Raw genomic sequence first — 18,538 nt, forward strand, 5'->3', positions numbered from 1 at the left:
AACAACATAAAAAAGTGGAATCTTTCCGCTGGGTGAAAGTCACGCTGGATCCAGTCGCCACGCCTGTTGCGACTCTTTAAAGAAATTATTGCAATAGATGTATAGATTTGTGACATAGTGCAAAATCAGACACACAAAAAGCCCGCTTAGCTTGCATAAAATACCAATCTGGCCGACCTTATATCTATTAATTACGAAGCGCAAAAAAAATCATTCTTCCCCATTTTCACACAGTGAAGTGACTAACTTATGTTGATTCCGTCTAAATTAAGTCGTCCGGTTCGTCTCGACCATACGGTGGTTCGTGAGCGCCTGTTGGCTAAACTTTCCGGCGCGAACAATTTCAGGCTCGCCCTGATCACAAGTCCTGCTGGTTATGGAAAAACAACGCTTGTTTCACAATGGGCGGCGGGGAAGACCGAGTTAGGTTGGTACTCTCTGGATGAAGGCGATAACCAGCAGGAGCGCTTTGCCAGCTATCTGATTGCCGCGATCCAGCAGGCAACCGCTGGGCATTGCACCACCAGCGAAGCGATGGTGCAAAAACGCCAGTATGCCAGCCTGACGTCACTGTTTGCGCAGCTATTTATTGAACTGGCCGAGTGGCATCGTCCACTCTACCTCGTGGTGGATGATTATCACCTGATCTCCAATCCAGCCATTCACGAAGCAATGCGCTTTTTCCTGCGCCACCAGCCTGAAAATCTCACACTGGTCGTTCTGTCGCGTAATCTGCCGCAGTTGGGCATTGCCAACCTGCGGGTGCGCGATCAGTTGCTGGAAATTGGCAGCCAACAACTGGCCTTTAACCATCAGGAAGCGAAACAATTTTTCGATCGGCGTTTATCCTCCCCGATTGAAGCGGCTGAAAGCAGCCGGATGTGCGATGACGTTGCGGGTTGGGCCACAGCGTTACAACTGATTGCCCTTTCCGCCCGCCAGAACAATAACTCTGCGCACCAGTCTGCACGACGCCTCGCGGGGATCAACGCCAGCCATTTATCCGACTACCTGGTAGATGAAGTGCTGGATAGCGTTGACCTCGGCACCCGTCACTTTCTGCTCAAAAGCGCCATCCTGCGTTCGATGAACGATGCGCTGATCGTTCGGGTCACCGGCGAAGAAAACGGGCAAATGCGACTTGAGGAAATTGAGCGTCAGGGGTTATTTCTGCAGCGGATGGATGACGTCGGCGAGTGGTTCAGCTATCACCCGCTGTTTGGCAGCTTTTTACGCCAGCGTTGTCAGTGGGAACTGGCGAGCGAGCTGCCTGAAATACACCGCGCGGCCGCAGAAAGCTGGATGGCGCAGGGTTTCCCTAGCGAAGCTATCCACCACGCTCTGGCGGCAGGCGACGCTCATATGCTGCGCGATATCCTACTTAATCATGCGTGGGGCCTGTTTAACCACAGCGAACTGGCGCTATTGGAAGAGTCGCTGAAAGCCCTGCCGTGGGAAAGCCTACTGGAAAATCCGCGTCTGGTTCTGCTGCAAGCCTGGCTGATGCAAAGCCAGCACCGCTACAGCGAGGTTAATACCCTGCTGGCCCGTGCGGAACAAGAGATGAAAGGCGACATGGAGCCGACGCTGCACGCTGAATTTAACGCGCTGCGTGCGCAGGTAGCGATTAACGACGGTAACCCTGACGAAGCAGAACGTCTGGCAAAACTGGCGCTGGATGAATTACCCATCGCCTGGTTCTATAGCCGTATCGTTGCCACCTCGGTGCATGGTGAAGTCCTGCATTGTAAGGGTGATCTCACGCGTTCACTGGCGTTGATGCAGCAAACCGAGCAAATGGCGCGCCATCATGATGTCTGGCATTACGCGCTGTGGAGTCTGATCCAGCAAAGCGAAATTTTATTTGCCCAGGGTTTTTTGCAGGCCGCCTGGGAGACGCAGGAAAAAGCGTTCCAGTTGATCAAAGAGCAGCACCTGGAACAGCTGCCGATGCATGAGTTCCTGGTACGTATCCGCGCGCAGTTACTGTGGGCATGGGCACGTTTGGACGAAGCTGAAGCGTCTGCCCGCATGGGCATTGAGTTGCTTTCCACATTCCAGCCGCAGCAACAGCTACAGTGCCTGGCGCTGCTTATTCAGTGTTCGCTGGCCCGGGGCGATTTAGACAACGCGCGTAGCCTGCTCAACCGTCTGGAAAACTTATTGGGCAACGGTCGCTATCACAGCGATTGGATCTCAAACGCCGATAAAGTCCGGGTGATTTACTGGCAAATGGTGGGTGACAAAAACTCGGCCGCCAACTGGCTACGCCACACGCCGAAGCCGGAGTTCGCTAATAACCACTTCCTGCAAAGTCAGTGGCGCAACATCGCTCGCGCGCAGATCCTGCTGGGTGAGTTTGAACCGGCGGAAATCGTACTGGAAGAGTTAAATGAAAATGCGCGTAACCTGCGCCTGATGAGCGATCTGAACCGTAACCTGTTGCTGCTTAATCAGTTGTACTGGCAGGCAGGACGCAAAAATGACGCGCAGCGCGTCTTACTCGAAGCGCTGCAACTGGCGAACCGTACCGGATTTATCAGCCACTTTGTTATCGAAGGTGAGGCGATGGCGCAGCAGTTGCGCCAACTGATTCAGCTCAATACGCTGCCAGAACTCGACCAGCACCGCGCCCAGCGCGTTTTGCGGGAGATTAACCAGCACCACCGCCACAAATTCGCCCACTTTGATGAAGGATTCGTTGAGCGACTGCTTACCCATCCGGAAGTGCCGGAGCTTATCCGCACCAGCCCGCTGACCCAGCGCGAATGGCAGGTTCTGGGACTGATTTATTCAGGTTACAGCAACGAGCAGATCGCCGGTGAGCTGGCCGTTGCAGCCACGACCATTAAGACGCACATCCGCAATTTGTACCAAAAACTCGGCGTCGCCCACCGCCAGGATGCGGTGCAGCATGCGCAGAAACTGCTGAAGATGATGGGCTATGGGGTATAGTTAATGCCTGATGCGCTACGCTTATCAGGCCTGAAGTTAACTTAACACAGCTCTAACTGAATATGGTGGTCGGCAATAACCTGCATCACGCCAGCTGGCGGCAGCGTGTCGGTATAAACCGCATCCACCATGCTAATGCTACCCATATTCACCATCGCGTTACGTCCGAACTTCGAGTGATCCACTACCAGCATGACGTGACGTGAATTCTCAATGATCGCGCGTTTGGTGCGCACTTCGTGATAATCAAACTCCAGCAGGGAGCCATCGCTGTCGATACCGCTGATCCCCAGGATGCCGAAGTCCAGACGGAACTGGGAAATAAAGTCGAGGGTCGCTTCGCCCATAATGCCGCCGTCACGGCTACGCAGTTCGCCCCCGGCCAGAATAATGCGGAAATCCTCTTTCGCCATCAGCGTGTTTGCCACATTGAGATTATTGGTCACAATGCGTAAGTTGCTGTGATTAAGCAGCGCATGCGCCACCGCTTCCGGTGTGGTGCCGATATCAATAAACAGCGTTGAACCGTTAGGGATCTGCGTGGCAACTTTGCGCGCAATGCGCTCTTTTTCCGCCGTCTGCGTCGCTTTACGGTCATGCCATGGGGTATTGACCGAGCTGGATGGCAACGCCGCGCCGCCGTGGTGACGCAAAATCATATTTTGATCGGCCAGGTCATTCAGATCCCGGCGAATCGTCTGCGGGCTGACGGAGAAATGCTCCACCAGCTCCTCGGTACTGACGTATCCCTGTTTTTTTACCAGCTCAATGATCGCGTCATGTCGTTGTGTTTGCTTCATTATTGTTCCCTGGAATTTTGCCGGATGCGCTGACGCTTACCCGGCCTACAAATTGGTCCAAACGCACACCGCCTTCCGGCACCACAAAACTTGAGTCAAGTTCGTTTTCGCACATGAATAGTATCGGCAAACGCCATTGCCAGACCCACGGCCAGCCCGGCGATATGTGCGCCGTTCGCCATCGACATGCCGAACAGATCAAACCAGCCGGCAACAATCCAGATCAAGGCAAAGATAATCAAACCACGCTGCAGGAAAATACCGCTTTGCGGATCGCGCTCGCCGCGCAACCACACGTAGCCCATCAGCGCATATACCACGCCAGACAGCCCGCCAAACCACGGGCCGCTAAATTTCTGCTGAACATAACCGCTCAGCAAGGCGCTGATCACAGTAATGACAATCAGCTTTCCGCTGCCCAGGCGCTTTTCAACCGCGCCGCCGAGATACCACCACCACAGCAGGTTGAACAAAATGTGCATGAGCGAGAAATGCATAAACGCGTGGGTGAAATAACGCCAAAACTCAAATTTCAGCGAAGGATCGAACGGCCAGGCCAGCCAGAGCATTACCGCCTGGTCGCCCAGCACATTCATCGCGATAAACACCAACACACACGCCGCCATTACCGCCCAGGTCACCGGGCCGGCACGTTCGCGCAATGTGGCCAGAAACGGATAACGTTGATAGCGCAGACCGCTGTCGGTATGACCTGACTGCCAACTGGCCGCGAGGTAACGCGGATCGCCCGGGTTATCGAGAAATCGCGCCAGTTCAGCACGCACGCGTTCAGCCTGGGACTCATCCGCCAGCCAGACATCCGTTTGCTGATGTTGTTGAATCGTCAGGATAACGCCCTGCGTCGCCATATAATCAACAAATGCCTGCGCCACGCGGGGGTTAGCAAAAGAGGTAATCATCAACATTATTGCTGTCGCTTATTCCACACAAAAGAGGACAGTATATATATCCTGTCCGTTTCAGGCTGCATCTTTGTTGGCTTTCCTCGCTCACTTCGGTCACGTACTGTTCGTACGCTCCCGGAGATTCGCTGCGTCGCCGTCGCGATGCAACTCGAATTAATTTGGGTATAGCCTTACGAACCGTATGCCACTTCTGCAGGAAAATGTCGATGCCAGGCGTCGAAGCCGCCGTCAACGCTGTAAACCGCATCATAGCCCTGCTGAAGAAGATACTGCGCCGCGCCTTTACTGCTGTTGCCGTGGTAACACATCACCATCACGGCAGTATCAAAATCATGGTCACGCATAAACGTCCCCAACGTGTCGTTCGTCAGATGAAAGGCCTGCGGCGCGTGGCCCATTGCATAGCTTTGCGGATCGCGGATGTCCACCAGCACCGCCATTCCGTGCAGGAGTTTCTGATGGGCTTCTTCGACATTAATACACTCAAACTGATCCATGGCGTTCTCTTGTTAAGTTCTACTTATATTCTGGCAGGTAACCAATATTACCCTCCAGTGTACGTTGCCTGCGCAGGTAAACGCCATAATGTTATATGTATCACTGTAAATTGTTTATCCAATGTTACCAATGGCGCAATTCTTTGCTATTATGCTCGATAACGAACATTAATGAGCTATAACGAAAGTGCGAGAGGCCAGCATGGAAACCAAAGATCTGATTGTGATAGGTGGAGGCATCAACGGTGCCGGTATCGCGGCAGATGCCGCTGGACGCGGTTTATCCGTGCTGATGCTGGAGGCACAGGATTTAGCCTGCGCCACCTCCTCCGCCAGCTCCAAACTCATCCACGGTGGCCTGCGCTACCTGGAACACTACGAATTCCGCCTGGTGAGCGAGGCGCTGGCAGAACGTGAAGTGCTGTTGAAAATGGCACCGCATATCGCCTTCCCGATGCGCTTTCGTCTGCCCCATCGCCCGCACCTGCGTCCGGCATGGATGATCCGTATTGGTTTGTTTATGTACGATCATCTGGGCAAACGCACCAGTTTGCCGGGTTCTACTGGTTTGCGTTTTGGCGCGGATTCCGTAATGAAACCTGAGATTGTGCGCGGTTTCGAATATTCTGACTGCTGGGTAGACGATGCGCGTCTGGTTTTGGCAAACGCCCAAATGGTCGTACGCAAAGGCGGTGAAGTATTAACCCGCACCCGTGCCACCTCCGCTCGCCGTGAAAACGGCCTGTGGATCGTTGAAGCCGAAGATATCGATACCGGCAAAAAACACACCTGGCAGGCGCGCGGTCTGGTCAATGCCACCGGTCCGTGGGTGAAAGAGTTCTTTGATGACGGCATGCATCTGCCTTCGCCGTACGGTATTCGTCTGATTAAAGGTAGCCACATCGTGGTGCCGCGCGTACATACCCAGAAGCAAGCGTATATTCTGCAAAATGAAGATAAACGTATTGTGTTTGTTATCCCATGGATGGACGAATTCTCGATCATCGGGACGACTGACGTCGAATACAAAGGCGACCCGAAAGCAGTGAAAATTGATGAAAGCGAAATCAATTACCTGCTGAAGGTCTACAACGCGCACTTTAAGAAACAGCTTGGCCGTGACGATATCGTCTGGACTTACTCGGGCGTGCGTCCGCTATGTGATGACGAGTCCGACTCGCCGCAGGCTATTACCCGTGATTACACGCTGGATATCCACGACGAAAACGGCAAAGCGCCGCTGCTGTCGGTCTTTGGCGGTAAGCTGACAACCTACCGTAAGCTGGCCGAGCACGCGATGGAAAAACTGTCGTCGTACTATCAGGGCATTGGCCCGGCATGGACCAAAGAGTGCATCCTGCCTGGCGGTGATATTGGCGGCGATCGCGAAGATTACGCGGCAAAACTGCGCCGTCGCTATCCGTTCCTGACCGAATCGCTGGCGCGCCATTATTCGCGTACCTATGGCAGCAATACTGAATGGATTATCGGCGACGCCACGTCAATCGCCGAGTTAGGCGAAGACTTCGGCCATGAGTTCTATGAGGCCGAGCTGAAGTATCTGGTTGAGCATGAGTGGGTGCGTCGCGCAGAAGATGCGCTGTGGCGTCGTACGAAAGAAGGCATGTGGCTGAATGCCGAACAGCAGTCCCGCATGACCCAATGGCTGACGGAGTATGTCGAGAAGCACCAGCTGTCGCTGGCCTCCTGATAAAAATGCCGGATGGCGGCTAACGCCTTATCCGGCCTTCAAAAGTGTATAAACGTAGGCCGGGCAAGCGCAGCGCCCCCGGCCTCGGATGTTACAACCGCACCGAATCAATATGCCAGATGTTCTCGGCATACTCTTTGATCGTCCTGTCCGAAGAAAAGTACCCCATATTGGCGATGTTTATCATCGACTTCGTGGTCCACTCTTCCGGATGGCGATACAGCTCATCAACCTTATCCTGGCAATCGACATAGCTGCGATAATCCGCCAGCACCTGATAGTGGTCGCCAAAGTTAATCAGCGAATCGACCAGATCACGATAACGCCCAGGCTCCTCAGGGCTGAACACGCCGCTGCCAATCTGCGTCAGCACCTGATGCAACTCTTCATCTTTCTCGTAATACTCACGCGGCTTGTAGCCCTGAATGCGTAAAGCCTCAACCTCTTCCGCCGTATTACCAAAGATAAAGATATTCTCCGCACCCACATGTTCCAGCATCTCAACGTTGGCGCCATCCAGCGTCCCGATGGTCAGCGCGCCGTTGAGCGCAAATTTCATATTACTGGTCCCGGAGGCTTCGGTCCCGGCCAGCGAAATCTGCTCAGACAAGTCGGCAGCAGGAATAATCACCTGCGCCAGACTGACGCTGTAGTTGGGGATAAACACGACCTTCAATTTATCGCCAATCTGCGGATCGTTGTTGATCACCTTCGCGACATCGTTGATCAAATGAATGATGTGCTTCGCCATGTAATAGGCTGAAGCCGCTTTACCCGCGAAGATATTCACGCGCGGCACCCACTCGGCGTCTGGATCGGCTTTGATGCGGTTGTAGCGGGTGATCACATGCAGCACATTCATTAGCTGACGTTTGTACTCGTGAATACGCTTGATCTGCACATCAAACAGCGATTTCGGGTTCACTACCACGTTCAGCTGCTGGGCGATGAGCGTTGCCAGTCGCTTTTTGTTCTCCAGCTTCGCACGACGCACAGCCTGATTCACTAACGGGAAATCACAGTGCTGCTCAAGCTCGCTGAGCTGGCTGAGATCGGTACGCCAGGTGCGGCCAATGTTCTCATCCAGTACGTCAGAAAGCGATGGGTTCGCCAGCGCCAGCCAGCGACGCGGCGTCACACCGTTGGTCACGTTGCAGAAGCGGGTCGGGAAAATCTTCGCAAAGTCAGCAAACAGCGACTGCACCATCAGGTTGGAGTGCAGTTCAGACACACCGTTAACCTTGTGGCTCACCACCACCGCCAGCCATGCCATACGCACACGACGACCGTTTGATTCATCGATAATCGACGTCCGTCCCAGCAGAGCGGTATCGTTCGGATACTGCTCCTGCAGCGTCTTCAGGAAGTAGTCGTTAATCTCAAAAATGATTTGCAAATGGCGCGGCAGGATTTTGCCCAGCATATCCACCGGCCAGGTTTCCAGCGCTTCACTCATCAAGGTGTGGTTGGTATACGAGAAGACCTGACAGCACACCTCAAACGCGTCGTCCCAACTGAACTTGTGTTCATCGATCAGCAGGCGCATCAGCTCAGGGATCGACAGCACCGGGTGGGTGTCGTTAAGGTGAATGGCGATTTTATCGGCCAGGTTGTCGTAGGTTTTATGCAGTTGATAATGGCGGTTCAGGATGTCCTGCACCGTTGAGGAGACGAGGAAATACTCCTGGCGCAACCGCAGTTCGCGTCCCGAATAGGTAGAGTCATCCGGATACAGTACGCGGGAGACGTTCTCGGAGTGGTTTTTATCTTCCACCGCCGCAAAGTAGTCGCCCTGGTTAAATTTACCGAGGTTGATTTCGCTACTGGCCTGGGCATTCCACAGGCGCAGCGTGTTGGTGGCGTCAGTGTCATAACCGGGGATAATCTGGTCGTAGGCCACTGCGAGGATCTCTTCGGTCTCAATCCAACGCGTTTTCTTGCCTTCCATCTGCACGCGGCCGCCAAAGCGCACTTTGTAGCGCGTGTTGTGGCGTTTGAATTCCCACGGGTTACCGTATTCCAGCCAATAGTCCGGGGACTCTTTTTGTCGACCATCGACAATGTTCTGTTTAAACATGCCATAGTCATAACGGATACCGTAGCCACGTCCGGGCAGACCCAGCGTTGCCAGTGAGTCGAGGAAGCAGGCTGCCAGGCGTCCGAGGCCACCGTTACCGAGACCGGGGTCATTCTCTTCGTCGATCAGATCTTCCAGATCTAATCCCATACCTTCCAGCGCACTTTTAACATCGTCGTAAATCCCCAACGATAACAGCGCATTGGAAAGCGTGCGCCCAATCAGAAACTCCATTGACAGATAATAAACCTGACGGGTTTCCTGGGATAATTGCGCACGGTTAGAACGCAGCCAGCGCTCCACGAGACGATCGCGCACCGCGAATAACGTGGCGTTCAGCCACTCATGTTTGTTGGCAATGACCGGGTCCTTACCAATCGTGAACATCAGTTTGTAGGCAATAGAATGCTTAAGTGCCTCGACGCTGAGTGTGGGCGATGCATAAGTAAATGGAGCGTTCATATAGGTGATTCCTGGATATCTATTTCAAGCGGTAGTAAAGCTCGCGGTAAGACTTCGCCGCGACTTGCCAGCTAAAATCCATGGTCATGGCCTGGCGTTGTACAAACCGCCAAAGCGAAGGCCGGGACCACAATACGAAAGCACGCCGGATCGCGCGTAGCAGCGACCAGGCATTACTGTCCTCAAAGACAAACCCACTGGCGATACCGTCCGCCAGGTTTTCCAGCGAACTGTCAGAGACCGTATCCGCCAGCCCACCGGTACGCCGCACCAGCGGCAGCGTGCCATACTTCAGCCCATACAACTGCGTTAAGCCGCACGGTTCAAAACGGCTGGGTACCAGAATGACGTCGGCCCCACCCATGATGCGGTGCGAGAAGGCTTCGTGATAACCAATTTGCACCCCTACCTGTCCGGGATGTTCCGCCGCAGCGGCCAGGAAGCCTTCCTGTAATACTGGGTCGCCCGCGCCAAGCAGCGCCAGTTGCCCCCCCTGCTCTAACAGACCCGGCAGAGCCTCCAACACCAGATCCAGCCCTTTCTGACTGGTCAGACGGCTCACGACAGCAAACAGCGGCACTTTATCGTTAACCTTAAGTCCCATCGCAATTTGTAGCTGACGTTTGTTCTCCGCCTTCTCATCCAGCGTGTCGCGTGTATAGCGCGAGGCCAGTAGCAGATCGGTTTCCGGGCTCCAGATTTTTTCATCAACGCCGTTCAGCACGCCGGAAAGCCGTCCTTCCCGATGACGCTGTTGCAACAGGCCTTCCATGCCGTAGGCAAACTGCGGCTCGGTAATCTCCCGCGCGTAGGTCGGACTCACCGCCGTGATGTGGTCGGCGTAGTACAACCCGGCCTTCAGGAACGAAATCTGCCCGTTAAACTCCAGCCCGTGCACATTAAAGAACGACCATGGCAATTGGATGTCATCCATATGCTTTGCATAAAACATGCCTTGATACGCCAGGTTGTGGACGGTGAACACCGATTTCGCCGGATGGCCGCGCGCCGCCAGATACGCCGGGGCCAGACCGGCATGCCAGTCGTGCGCATGCACCACATCCGGGCGCCAGAATGGGTCAAGCCCGCAGGCCATTTCACATCCGGCCCAGCCGAGCAACGCAAAACGCAGGACGTTATCGGTATAAGCGAACAGGTTGGTGTCGTGATACGGACTACCCGGACGGTCATAGAGATGCGGCGCGTCCACGAGGTAAATGCCGACGCCGTTGTAATGCCCGAACAGCAGCGTAATTCTGCCTGCAAAGGTATCGCGACGCGTCACCACCTGAGCATCAGGAATGCCGCGACGGATATCCGGAAACGCCGGGAGCAGCACGCGGGCATCTACACCGTCCGCAATTTGCGCGGCCGGTAACGCCCCAAGAACATCCGCCAGTCCCCCGGTTTTTAGCAGGGGGAACATCTCTGAACATACGTGTAAAACCTGCATTATCGCTCCTGTTTGATTTGCAGTTTGCGCAGCATTTCACGCGTGACCAGCACAATGCCTTCTTCTGAGCGGTAGAAGCGACGAGCATCCTCTTCCGCATTTTCACCAATCACCATGCCTTCAGGGATAACGCAGGCGCGGTCAATGATACAACGACGTAACCGGCATGAACGTCCTACCCATACTTCAGGCAACAACACTGCCGAATCAATGTTACAGAATGAATTCACCCGCACTCGCGGGAACAGAACGGACTGCACCACCACCGAACCAGAAATAATACAGCCGCCGGAGACCAGCGAGTTCAGCGTCATTCCGTGGCTACCGGAACGGTCCTGCACAAATTTCGCCGGCGGCAGAGATTCCATATGCGTACGGATTGGCCAGTCCTGGTCGTACATATCCAGTTCAGGCGTTACCGAGGCCAGATCGAGGTTGGCCTTCCAGTAAGCTTCCAGCGTTCCCACATCGCGCCAGTACGGCTCGGATTCCGGGTCAGACTGTACGCAGGACAACGGGAAGGGATGTGCATACGCCATGCCAGCTTCGGTGATTTTTGGGATGATGTCTTTACCGAAATCGTGACTGGAGTTTTCATCGAGGTCATCTTCCGCCAGTAATTCATACAGGTAATCGGCGTTAAAAACGTAGATCCCCATGCTGGCAAGAGATTTGGTCGGGTCGCCCGGCATGGCTGGCGGGTTGGCAGGTTTTTCAACGAACTCGATAATTTTGTCGCTGTCGTCCACGTCCATCACACCAAACGCGCTGGCCTCTTCGATAGGCACCGGCATACAGGCCACGGTGCAACGCGCGCCCTTCTCGACGTGGTCGATCAGCATACGCGAGTAGTCCTGCTTATAAATATGATCGCCTGCGAGGATCACCACATATTCCGCTTTGTAGCGGCGAATGATGTCCAGGTTTTGGGTTACCGCATCCGCCGTGCCGCGATACCAGTTTTCACCCTGCATTCTCTGCTGCGCAGGCAGCAGATCGACAAACTCGTTCATCTCTTCGCTAAAGAACGACCAGCCGCGCTGAATATGCTGTACCAGCGTGTGCGACTGGTATTGCGTGATCACGCCGATACGGCGGATGCCGGAGTTAATGCAGTTGGATAAAGCAAAATCGATAATGCGGAATTTACCGCCAAAGTGCACGGCCGGCTTGGCACGTTTATTGGTCAAATCTTTCAGGCGGGTACCGCGGCCACCGGCCAGGATCAGGGCAACAGATTTTAATGGCAGCTGGCGCGCCAACATAACACGATCGTTCTTCTCTAAACTCACCATGACTAACTCCTTTTTTATCCTCTATGGAACACACACAGTCCGTGCGCAGGTCCCTGCCAGACAGCCGTAAGCACCGGATTGTCCTCTCCGGCAAATGGGGGAATAGCTCGCCATTCCCCTTCAGGTAAAACGATATCTGTCACCTCAAGCGTGGCGTTTATTGCAATCAGGAAACGGTCGGAAAGCAGGATTTGCATCTGCCTCGGGCCGTTTTGCCACTCATCCGCACTTAAGGGTTGTGCGTACTTATTCAGCCAATGAACATTGCCATCGCCCTCTTCCCACCAGCAATCGCCCGTTAATGCGGGGATTTGCTGGCGAAGATGAATCAACGCGGCGGTAAAGGTGGTTAGCCCACCGTTTGCCTGCTGCCAGTCCAGCCAGGTTAAGGCGTTATCCTGACAGTAAGCGTTATTGTTGCCGTGCTGGCTATGGCCATGCTCGTCACCGGCCAGCAGCATCGGCGTCCCTTGAGAGAGCAACAGCGTGCTCAACAGCGCATGAATGCTGTCGCGCCGCCGTTCAATCAGGTCCAGCGAGCCGCCTAACCCTTCTTTACCATGATTATCACTGTAGTTATTGCTAGTGCCGTCGCGATTTTCCTCACCATTCGCTTCATTGTGCTTATTTGTGAAGCACACACAGTCACGTAGGGTAAAACCGTCGTGCGCGGTCACCAGATTGACCGTGGCGCTGGGTTTGCGGCCATTGCGTTTAAACACGTCGCTGGATGCGGCAAAACGCCCGGCGAATTCTCCTAAAGAGAGATTACGCTGGAGCCAGAAACGTCGCGTCGCATCGCGAAAATGGTCATTCCACTCGGCAAACGGCGGTGGAAAGTTCCCCACCTGATACCCGCCTTCACCGATATCCCACGGTTCCGCAATCAGTTTGACGTGTGAGAGCAGCGGACAGTTTTGGATTGCAGTGAACAACGGCGCATCCTGACGAAACGTAGGCGTACGTCCCATAACCGACGCTAAATCAAAACGAAAACCATCCACGTGGCAAGTTTCAACCCAGTAACGCAGGCATTCACACGCATACTCGACCACGCCGGGATGGCTCAGATTGAGGGTGTTCCCACAACCGGTCCAGTTGTAGTAATCGCCATCATCCCTGATCCAATAATAGCTACGGTTATCGATTCCGCGCAGCGAGAAGACGGGTCCTTCAAGATCCAGCTCGGCGCTGTGGTTCAAAACGATGTCGAGAATGACCTCAATCCCCGCTTTGTGCAGCGCTTTCACCGCATCACGGAACTCATCCAACGCGCTCTCCGGCGAGCAGGCGTAAGCCGGATGCAACGCAAACATAGCGACCGGGTTGTAGCCCCAGTAGTTCGACAAGCCCAGCCGCTGCAGACGCGGTTCGCTGGCGAAATGCGCCACCGGTAGCAGCTCAAGCGCAGTAATGCCCAGGCGTTTGAAATAGTCGATCATCACCGGATGACCCAGCGCTTTATAGGTTCCGCGAAGCTCTTCCGGCAGCTCAGGATGCAGATACGTCAGTCCTTTGACATGCGCTTCGTAAATCACGGTATTGCCCCACGGCGTGCGCGGCGGGGCATCGTCTTCCCAGTCATAATGGTCGGACACCACCACGCCCTTCAGCGCGATGGCGGCATTATCATGATGATCAGGTTCATTTAGCCCGCCGTGCAGCAGCGGGTTATCTTTTAACGCGCCATCCACCCGGCGCGCATAAGGATCGAGCAACAGTTTCGCCGGGTTAAACCGGTGGCCTTGCTCTGGTTGCCACGGACCATGTACGCGATAGCCATAGCGCAGGCCCGGACGGGCGTTGGCCAGATAACCGTGCCAAATATCGCCGCTACGCCCCGGCAGGTCATAGCGGAGTTCACAGCCTTGCTCATCGAAAACGCATAATTCAACGCGTTCGGCGTGGGCCGAGAAAAGCGTGAAATTGACGCCATGGCCGTCATACGTTGCACCATGGGGGGTGGCGTTGCCGGTTGCCAGATGCGTCATTCCCCCTCCCGAACCAGCCAGATCGTCGCCAACGGCGGCAACGTCAGGCTCAGTGAGTGCTGGCGGCCATGACTGGCGATTTCATCGCTATGCACCGCGCCGCCGTTACCGGTATTGCTACCGTGGTAATGCATCGAATCGGTATTGAGGATTTCACGCCATTTGCCCGGCTGATTGATACCGAAGCGATAGCCGTGGCGAGGTACTGGCGTAAAATTGCTGATAACGATAATTTCGTTGCCGGCCTTGTCACGACGAACAAAAATCAGCACCGAACGTTCTTTATCGTCAACCACCAGCCATTCAAAACCATAGCGGTCAAAGTCGAGCTCATGCAGCGCCTTGTGATGGCGATAAGTATGGTTCAGGTCACGCACCAGACGTTGCACCCCGTGGTGCCAGTTATCGCCGCCTTCCAGTAAGTGCCAGTCCAGACTGACGTCGTGATTCCATTCACGTCCCTGAGCAAACTCGTTGCCCATAAACAGCAGTTTCTTACCCGGGAAGGCCCACATCCAGCCGTAGTAAGCGCGCAGGTTGGCAAACTTCTGCCATGCGTCTCCCGGCATGCGGTCGAGAATGGATTTTTTACCGTGCACCACTTCATCGTGCGACAGCGGCAGAACAAAGTTTTCGGTGTAGTTGTACAGCATGCCGAAGGTCAGCTTGTCGTGATGATACTGACGATAAACCGGATCCAGTTTCATGTAGTCCAGCGTGTCGTGCATCCAGCCGAGGTTCCACTTATACCAGAACCCTAAACCGCCCATGTCCTGCGGTCTTGATACGCCGGCAAAGTCGGTTGACTCTTCCGCCATGCTTACGGCGCCGGGCACCTGTTCGCCAAGAATACGGTTGGTATTGCGTAAAAATTCAATCGCTTCGAGGTTTTCACGACCACCAAATTCGTTCGGGACCCATTCCCCTTCTTTCCGGCTGTAGTCGCGATAAATCATCGACGCCACGGCATCCACGCGCAGCGCGTCAATACCAAAACGTTCAATCCAGTACAGGGCATTACCCACCAGATAGTTGCTGACTTCACGGCGGCCGTAGTTGTAGATCAGCGTATTCCAGTCCTGGTGATACCCTTCACGCGGGTCACTGTGCTCATACAACCGGGTGCCATCAAACTCTGCCAGACCAAAATCATCTGACGGGAAATGGCCCGGCACCCAGTCCAGAATGACGTTCAGCCCCGCCTGATGCGCGGCATTCACAAAATAGCGGAAATCATCACGCGTCCCGAAACGACGGGTCGGCGCATACATGCCGGTTGGCTGGTAGCCCCAACTGCCGTCGAACGGATGCTCGTTAATCGGCAACAGCTCGAGATGAGTAAAGCCCATCCACTTGGCGTAAGGAATCAGTTGATCCGCCAGTTCGCGGTAGCTCAGCCAGAAGTTGTTATCAGTATGACGACGCCATGAACCCAGGTGCACCTCGTAGATAGAGATCGGCGCATCAAACTGGTTGGCTTTTTTGCGCTCCTCGCTTTGCACCACTTTTTCGGGCAGGCCGCAGATAAGCGACGCGGTTTCCGGGCGCATCTGCGCTTCGAAGGCGTAAGGGTCAGCTTTAATGCGCAGCTTACCGTTAGCATCGATCATCTCGTACTTATACAGCTGACCATGCTGTGCGCCGGGGATAAACAGCTCCCAGATACCGCTCTCTTTACGCAGACGCATCGGGTGGCGACGGCCATCCCAGTAGTTGAACTGCCCGACCACCGAAACACGTTGGGCGTTGGGCGCCCAGACTGAGAAACGCGTACCGGTTACGCCATCCATGGTATCCGCATGCGCGCCCAGCGTTTCGTAAGGACGCAGGTGCGTACCTTCAGATAACAGCCAGGCATCCATATCCTGGATTAGCGGACCAAAACGATAAGGGTCATCAATAAGATTCTGCTGGCCATGCCAGACAACGGCTAACTGATAACGAAAGAAATTTTTACGGCGGGGAAGTACAGCACAGAAAAAACCGCGAGAGTCGAGGCAGTCCAGCTTGCCGACTTTACGTCCGGTTTTGGGTTCGATCACCCACACTTCTGTGGCGTCTGGAAGTAAGGCGCGGACTTCAAGTCCCGCGTCAGTTTGATGCATACCGAGTACGGAAAAAGGATCCGCAAAATGGCCTGCAATTAGCGCATTAATCACGTCTCTATCGATACGAACGGACATGGTTGTCATCCTGTTTTATGGTGTCACGCCTTCCAACTGATTTTCGACATCAGGTAGTGACACTTTTTTTGACCTGAACGGCGCAGCACAATTGTGCATCCTCTCTGCGTCGTCCCACCTTCAGGCAACAACTTAATACCTCCGGTACTAAGTCACCCTTAAAGAATAGCCAATGCTTTATCTTACTCCTGGTAAAAAATGAAACATCTGCGCTTACTCCTGTATTACGCAAAAAAAGGGGTGATTCCTCACCCCTTGATCGTTAACAAATTATTACGCCAACTGGCGCAGCATACGGCGCAATGGCTCCGCAGCACCCCACAGCAACTGATCGCCCACGGTAAAGGCTGACAGGAACTCCGGTCCCATATTCAGCTTACGCAGACGGCCTACTGGCGTGGTCAGCGTACCGGTAACGGCCGCCGGGGTTAACTCACGCATGGTGATCTCCCGATCGTTTGGCACCACTTTGGCCCACGGATTGTGCGCCGCCAGCAGTTCTTCCACGGTCGGAATAGACACATCTTTTTTCAGTTTAATGGTGAACGCCTGACTGTGGCAGCGCAGCGCGCCGACGCGCACGCACAGGCCATCAACCGGGATCACGGCAGACGTGTTGAGAATTTTGTTGGTTTCCGCCTGTCCCTTCCACTCTTCACGGCTCTGGCCGTTATCGAGCTGTTTGTCGATCCACGGAATCAGGCTCCCGGCCAGCGGTACGCCAAAGTTATCAACCGGCAGTTCGCCGCTGCGGGACAGGGTCGTCACCTTACGTTCGATGTCGAGAATAGCGGAGGAAGGGGTCGCCAGTTCATCGGCCACATGGCCATACAGATGGCCCATCTGGGACAGCAGTTCACGCATGTGGCGCGCGCCGCCGCCGGAAGCCGCCTGATAGGTCGCCACGGAAACCCAGTCGACCAGGTCATTGGCAAACAGGCCGCCGAGGGACATCAGCATCAGGCTAACGGTACAGTTACCGCCGACAAAAGTCTTAATACCTTTGTTCAGACCGTCGGTAATCACATCCTGGTTAACCGGATCGAGAATGATGATGGCATCGTCTTTCATGCGCAGCGAGGAGGCCGCGTCAATCCAGTAACCCTGCCAGCCGCTTTCACGAAGCTTTGGATAGATTTCGTTGGTATAATCGCCGCCCTGACAGGTCACGATGATATCGAGCGCCTTCAGCGCGTCCAGATCAAAAGCGTCCTGAAGCGTGCCGGTCGCGGTTCCACCAAACGTCGGTGCCGCCTGCCCGAGCTGGGAAGTAGAAAAGAAAACAGGGCGAATGGCGTCGAAGTCACGCTCCTCAACCATGCGTTGCATGAGAACAGAGCCGACCATACCGCGCCAGCCGATAAAACCAACATTTTTCATAGCGTTTTTTTCCTGCGAAGATGTGTGCTGTGTATGTATGCCAGTGTCCTGGTGGCATATCCTTCACCATACAAAATGCAGCCAAAGTCGCAAGTGAAATTAATCAATGATAGCGAAGCCATCAGTAATGCGACTTATCCCGCTGCGCAAGCAAGCAGAAAGTCCGCGGTAATTATCAGGGAATTTGAGTTATGAATGAAATCATTTCAGCGGCAGTTTTATTGATCCTGATTATGGATCCGCTCGGAAATCTGCCCATTTTCATGTCCGTATTGAAACATACCGAACCAAAACGCCGCCGCGCGATTATGATTCGCGAGCTGTTCATTGCGCTGTTGGTGATGCTGATATTCCTGTTTGCGGGCGAGAAAATTCTGGCATTTCTTAACCTGCGCGCAGAAACCGTCTCGATCTCCGGGGGCATCATTTTGTTCCTGATCGCCATTAAGATGATTTTCCCCAGCGCCACCGGGAACAGCACCGGCCTTCCGGCAGGCGAAGAGCCATTTATCGTACCGCTGGCAATCCCGCTGGTGGCCGGGCCGACAATCCTGGCCTCGTTGATGCTGTTATCACATCAGTACCCAAATCAGATGGGGCATCTGGTGATTGCGCTGCTGATCGCCTGGGGCGGGACATTTGTGATTCTGCTGCAGTCGTCGCTGTTTTTACGCCTGCTGGGCGAGAAAGGGGTGAACGCGCTGGAGCGTCTGATGGGATTGATTCTGGTGATGATGGCGACCCAGATGTTCCTCGATGGCGTACGGATGTGGATGAAGGGGTAATTTTACACGCTGCGCTTTTTGAG

The 18,538-nt window shown here is 54.4% G+C and carries 12 protein-coding genes; 3 read left to right on the forward strand and 9 right to left on the reverse strand.

The features are described from left to right. Positions 1–249: 249 nt before the first annotated feature. Complete coding sequence (gene malT, locus FDW97_RS13685; protein WP_087856282.1) at positions 250–2,955, forward strand: HTH-type transcriptional regulator MalT; 2,706 nt, start codon at positions 250–252, stop codon at positions 2,953–2,955. Positions 2,956–2,996: 41 nt separating this feature from the next. Here the strand turns inward: malT and FDW97_RS13690 are convergent, their stop codons facing one another. From FDW97_RS13690 to glpE, 3 genes are all read right to left on the reverse strand, one after another. Then, positions 2,997–3,755, reverse strand: a complete 759-nt coding sequence (locus tag FDW97_RS13690; RefSeq protein ID WP_003023499.1) for a DeoR/GlpR family transcriptional regulator — start codon at positions 3,753–3,755, stop codon at positions 2,997–2,999. 95 nt (positions 3,756–3,850) lie between these two features. Continuing rightward, positions 3,851–4,681, reverse strand: a complete 831-nt coding sequence (gene glpG / locus FDW97_RS13695; RefSeq protein WP_038634914.1) for a rhomboid family intramembrane serine protease GlpG — start codon at positions 4,679–4,681, stop codon at positions 3,851–3,853. A gap of 170 nt (positions 4,682–4,851) precedes the next feature. Continuing rightward, complete coding sequence (gene glpE, locus FDW97_RS13700) at positions 4,852–5,178, reverse strand: thiosulfate sulfurtransferase GlpE (RefSeq protein ID WP_006687428.1); 327 nt, start codon at positions 5,176–5,178, stop codon at positions 4,852–4,854. A gap of 202 nt (positions 5,179–5,380) precedes the next feature. On the opposite strand from glpE, the gene glpD reads away from it, so the two are divergent. After that, on the forward strand, positions 5,381–6,889 hold the full coding sequence (gene glpD, locus FDW97_RS13705) for a glycerol-3-phosphate dehydrogenase (protein ID WP_038634920.1): 1,509 nt from the start codon (positions 5,381–5,383) through the stop codon (positions 6,887–6,889). A 91-nt stretch (positions 6,890–6,980) separates the two neighbouring features. Here the strand turns inward: glpD and glgP are convergent, their stop codons facing one another. From glgP to asd, 6 genes are all read right to left on the reverse strand, one after another. After that, positions 6,981–9,428 carry a glycogen phosphorylase gene (glgP, locus tag FDW97_RS13710; protein ID WP_038634923.1) on the reverse strand — a complete coding sequence of 816 codons (2,448 nt, stop codon included), beginning with the start codon at positions 9,426–9,428 and terminating at the stop codon, positions 6,981–6,983. 19 nt (positions 9,429–9,447) lie between these two features. Next, positions 9,448–10,881 (reverse strand): glycogen synthase GlgA, encoded by a 1,434-nt coding sequence (gene glgA / locus FDW97_RS13715; RefSeq protein WP_038634926.1) that lies wholly within the window; start codon positions 10,879–10,881, stop codon positions 9,448–9,450. Next, positions 10,881–12,176 (reverse strand): glucose-1-phosphate adenylyltransferase, encoded by a 1,296-nt coding sequence (gene glgC, locus FDW97_RS13720; protein ID WP_006687433.1) that lies wholly within the window; start codon positions 12,174–12,176, stop codon positions 10,881–10,883. Before glgC ends, glgA begins: the two co-directional genes overlap by 1 nt. Before the next feature lie 14 nt (positions 12,177–12,190). Further along, positions 12,191–14,167, reverse strand: coding sequence for a glycogen debranching protein GlgX (glgX, locus tag FDW97_RS13725; RefSeq protein WP_137351181.1), 1,977 nt, complete (start codon positions 14,165–14,167; stop codon positions 12,191–12,193). Then, on the reverse strand, positions 14,164–16,350 hold the full coding sequence (gene glgB, locus FDW97_RS13730; RefSeq protein ID WP_137351182.1) for a 1,4-alpha-glucan branching enzyme: 2,187 nt from the start codon (positions 16,348–16,350) through the stop codon (positions 14,164–14,166). Before glgB ends, glgX begins: the two co-directional genes overlap by 4 nt. Positions 16,351–16,623: 273 nt before the next feature. Further along, positions 16,624–17,730, reverse strand: coding sequence for an aspartate-semialdehyde dehydrogenase (gene asd, locus FDW97_RS13735; protein WP_069323790.1), 1,107 nt, complete (start codon positions 17,728–17,730; stop codon positions 16,624–16,626). A 191-nt stretch (positions 17,731–17,921) separates the two neighbouring features. Here asd and yhgN point away from each other — a divergent pair, with 191 nt between their 5' ends. Further along, positions 17,922–18,515 (forward strand): NAAT family transporter YhgN, encoded by a 594-nt coding sequence (gene yhgN, locus FDW97_RS13740; protein ID WP_003023480.1) that lies wholly within the window; start codon positions 17,922–17,924, stop codon positions 18,513–18,515. Positions 18,516–18,538: the final 23 nt, after the last annotated feature.

Source organism: Citrobacter sp. wls708, from assembly GCF_005281255.1.
GTDB classification, from domain to species: Bacteria; Pseudomonadota; Gammaproteobacteria; order Enterobacterales; family Enterobacteriaceae; genus Citrobacter; species Citrobacter werkmanii.

Coding starts and splice junctions, on each gene's coding strand:
- glpE (WP_006687428.1), bottom strand. CDS start 5,178: ATGGATCAGTTTGAGTGTATTAATGTCGAAGAAGCCCATCAGAAACTC.
- glgP (WP_038634923.1), bottom strand. CDS start 9,428: ATGAACGCTCCATTTACTTATGCATCGCCCACACTCAGCGTCGAGGCA.
- asd (WP_069323790.1), bottom strand. CDS start 17,730: ATGAAAAATGTTGGTTTTATCGGCTGGCGCGGTATGGTCGGCTCTGTT.
- malT (WP_087856282.1), top strand. CDS start 250: ATGTTGATTCCGTCTAAATTAAGTCGTCCGGTTCGTCTCGACCATACG.
- glgB (WP_137351182.1), bottom strand. CDS start 16,350: ATGTCCGTTCGTATCGATAGAGACGTGATTAATGCGCTAATTGCAGGC.
- glpD (WP_038634920.1), top strand. CDS start 5,381: ATGGAAACCAAAGATCTGATTGTGATAGGTGGAGGCATCAACGGTGCC.
- glgC (WP_006687433.1), bottom strand. CDS start 12,176: ATGGTGAGTTTAGAGAAGAACGATCGTGTTATGTTGGCGCGCCAGCTG.
- FDW97_RS13690 (WP_003023499.1), bottom strand. CDS start 3,755: ATGAAGCAAACACAACGACATGACGCGATCATTGAGCTGGTAAAAAAA.
- glgA (WP_038634926.1), bottom strand. CDS start 10,881: ATGCAGGTTTTACACGTATGTTCAGAGATGTTCCCCCTGCTAAAAACC.
- glpG (WP_038634914.1), bottom strand. CDS start 4,681: ATGTTGATGATTACCTCTTTTGCTAACCCCCGCGTGGCGCAGGCATTT.
- glgX (WP_137351181.1), bottom strand. CDS start 14,167: ATGACGCATCTGGCAACCGGCAACGCCACCCCCCATGGTGCAACGTAT.
- yhgN (WP_003023480.1), top strand. CDS start 17,922: ATGAATGAAATCATTTCAGCGGCAGTTTTATTGATCCTGATTATGGAT.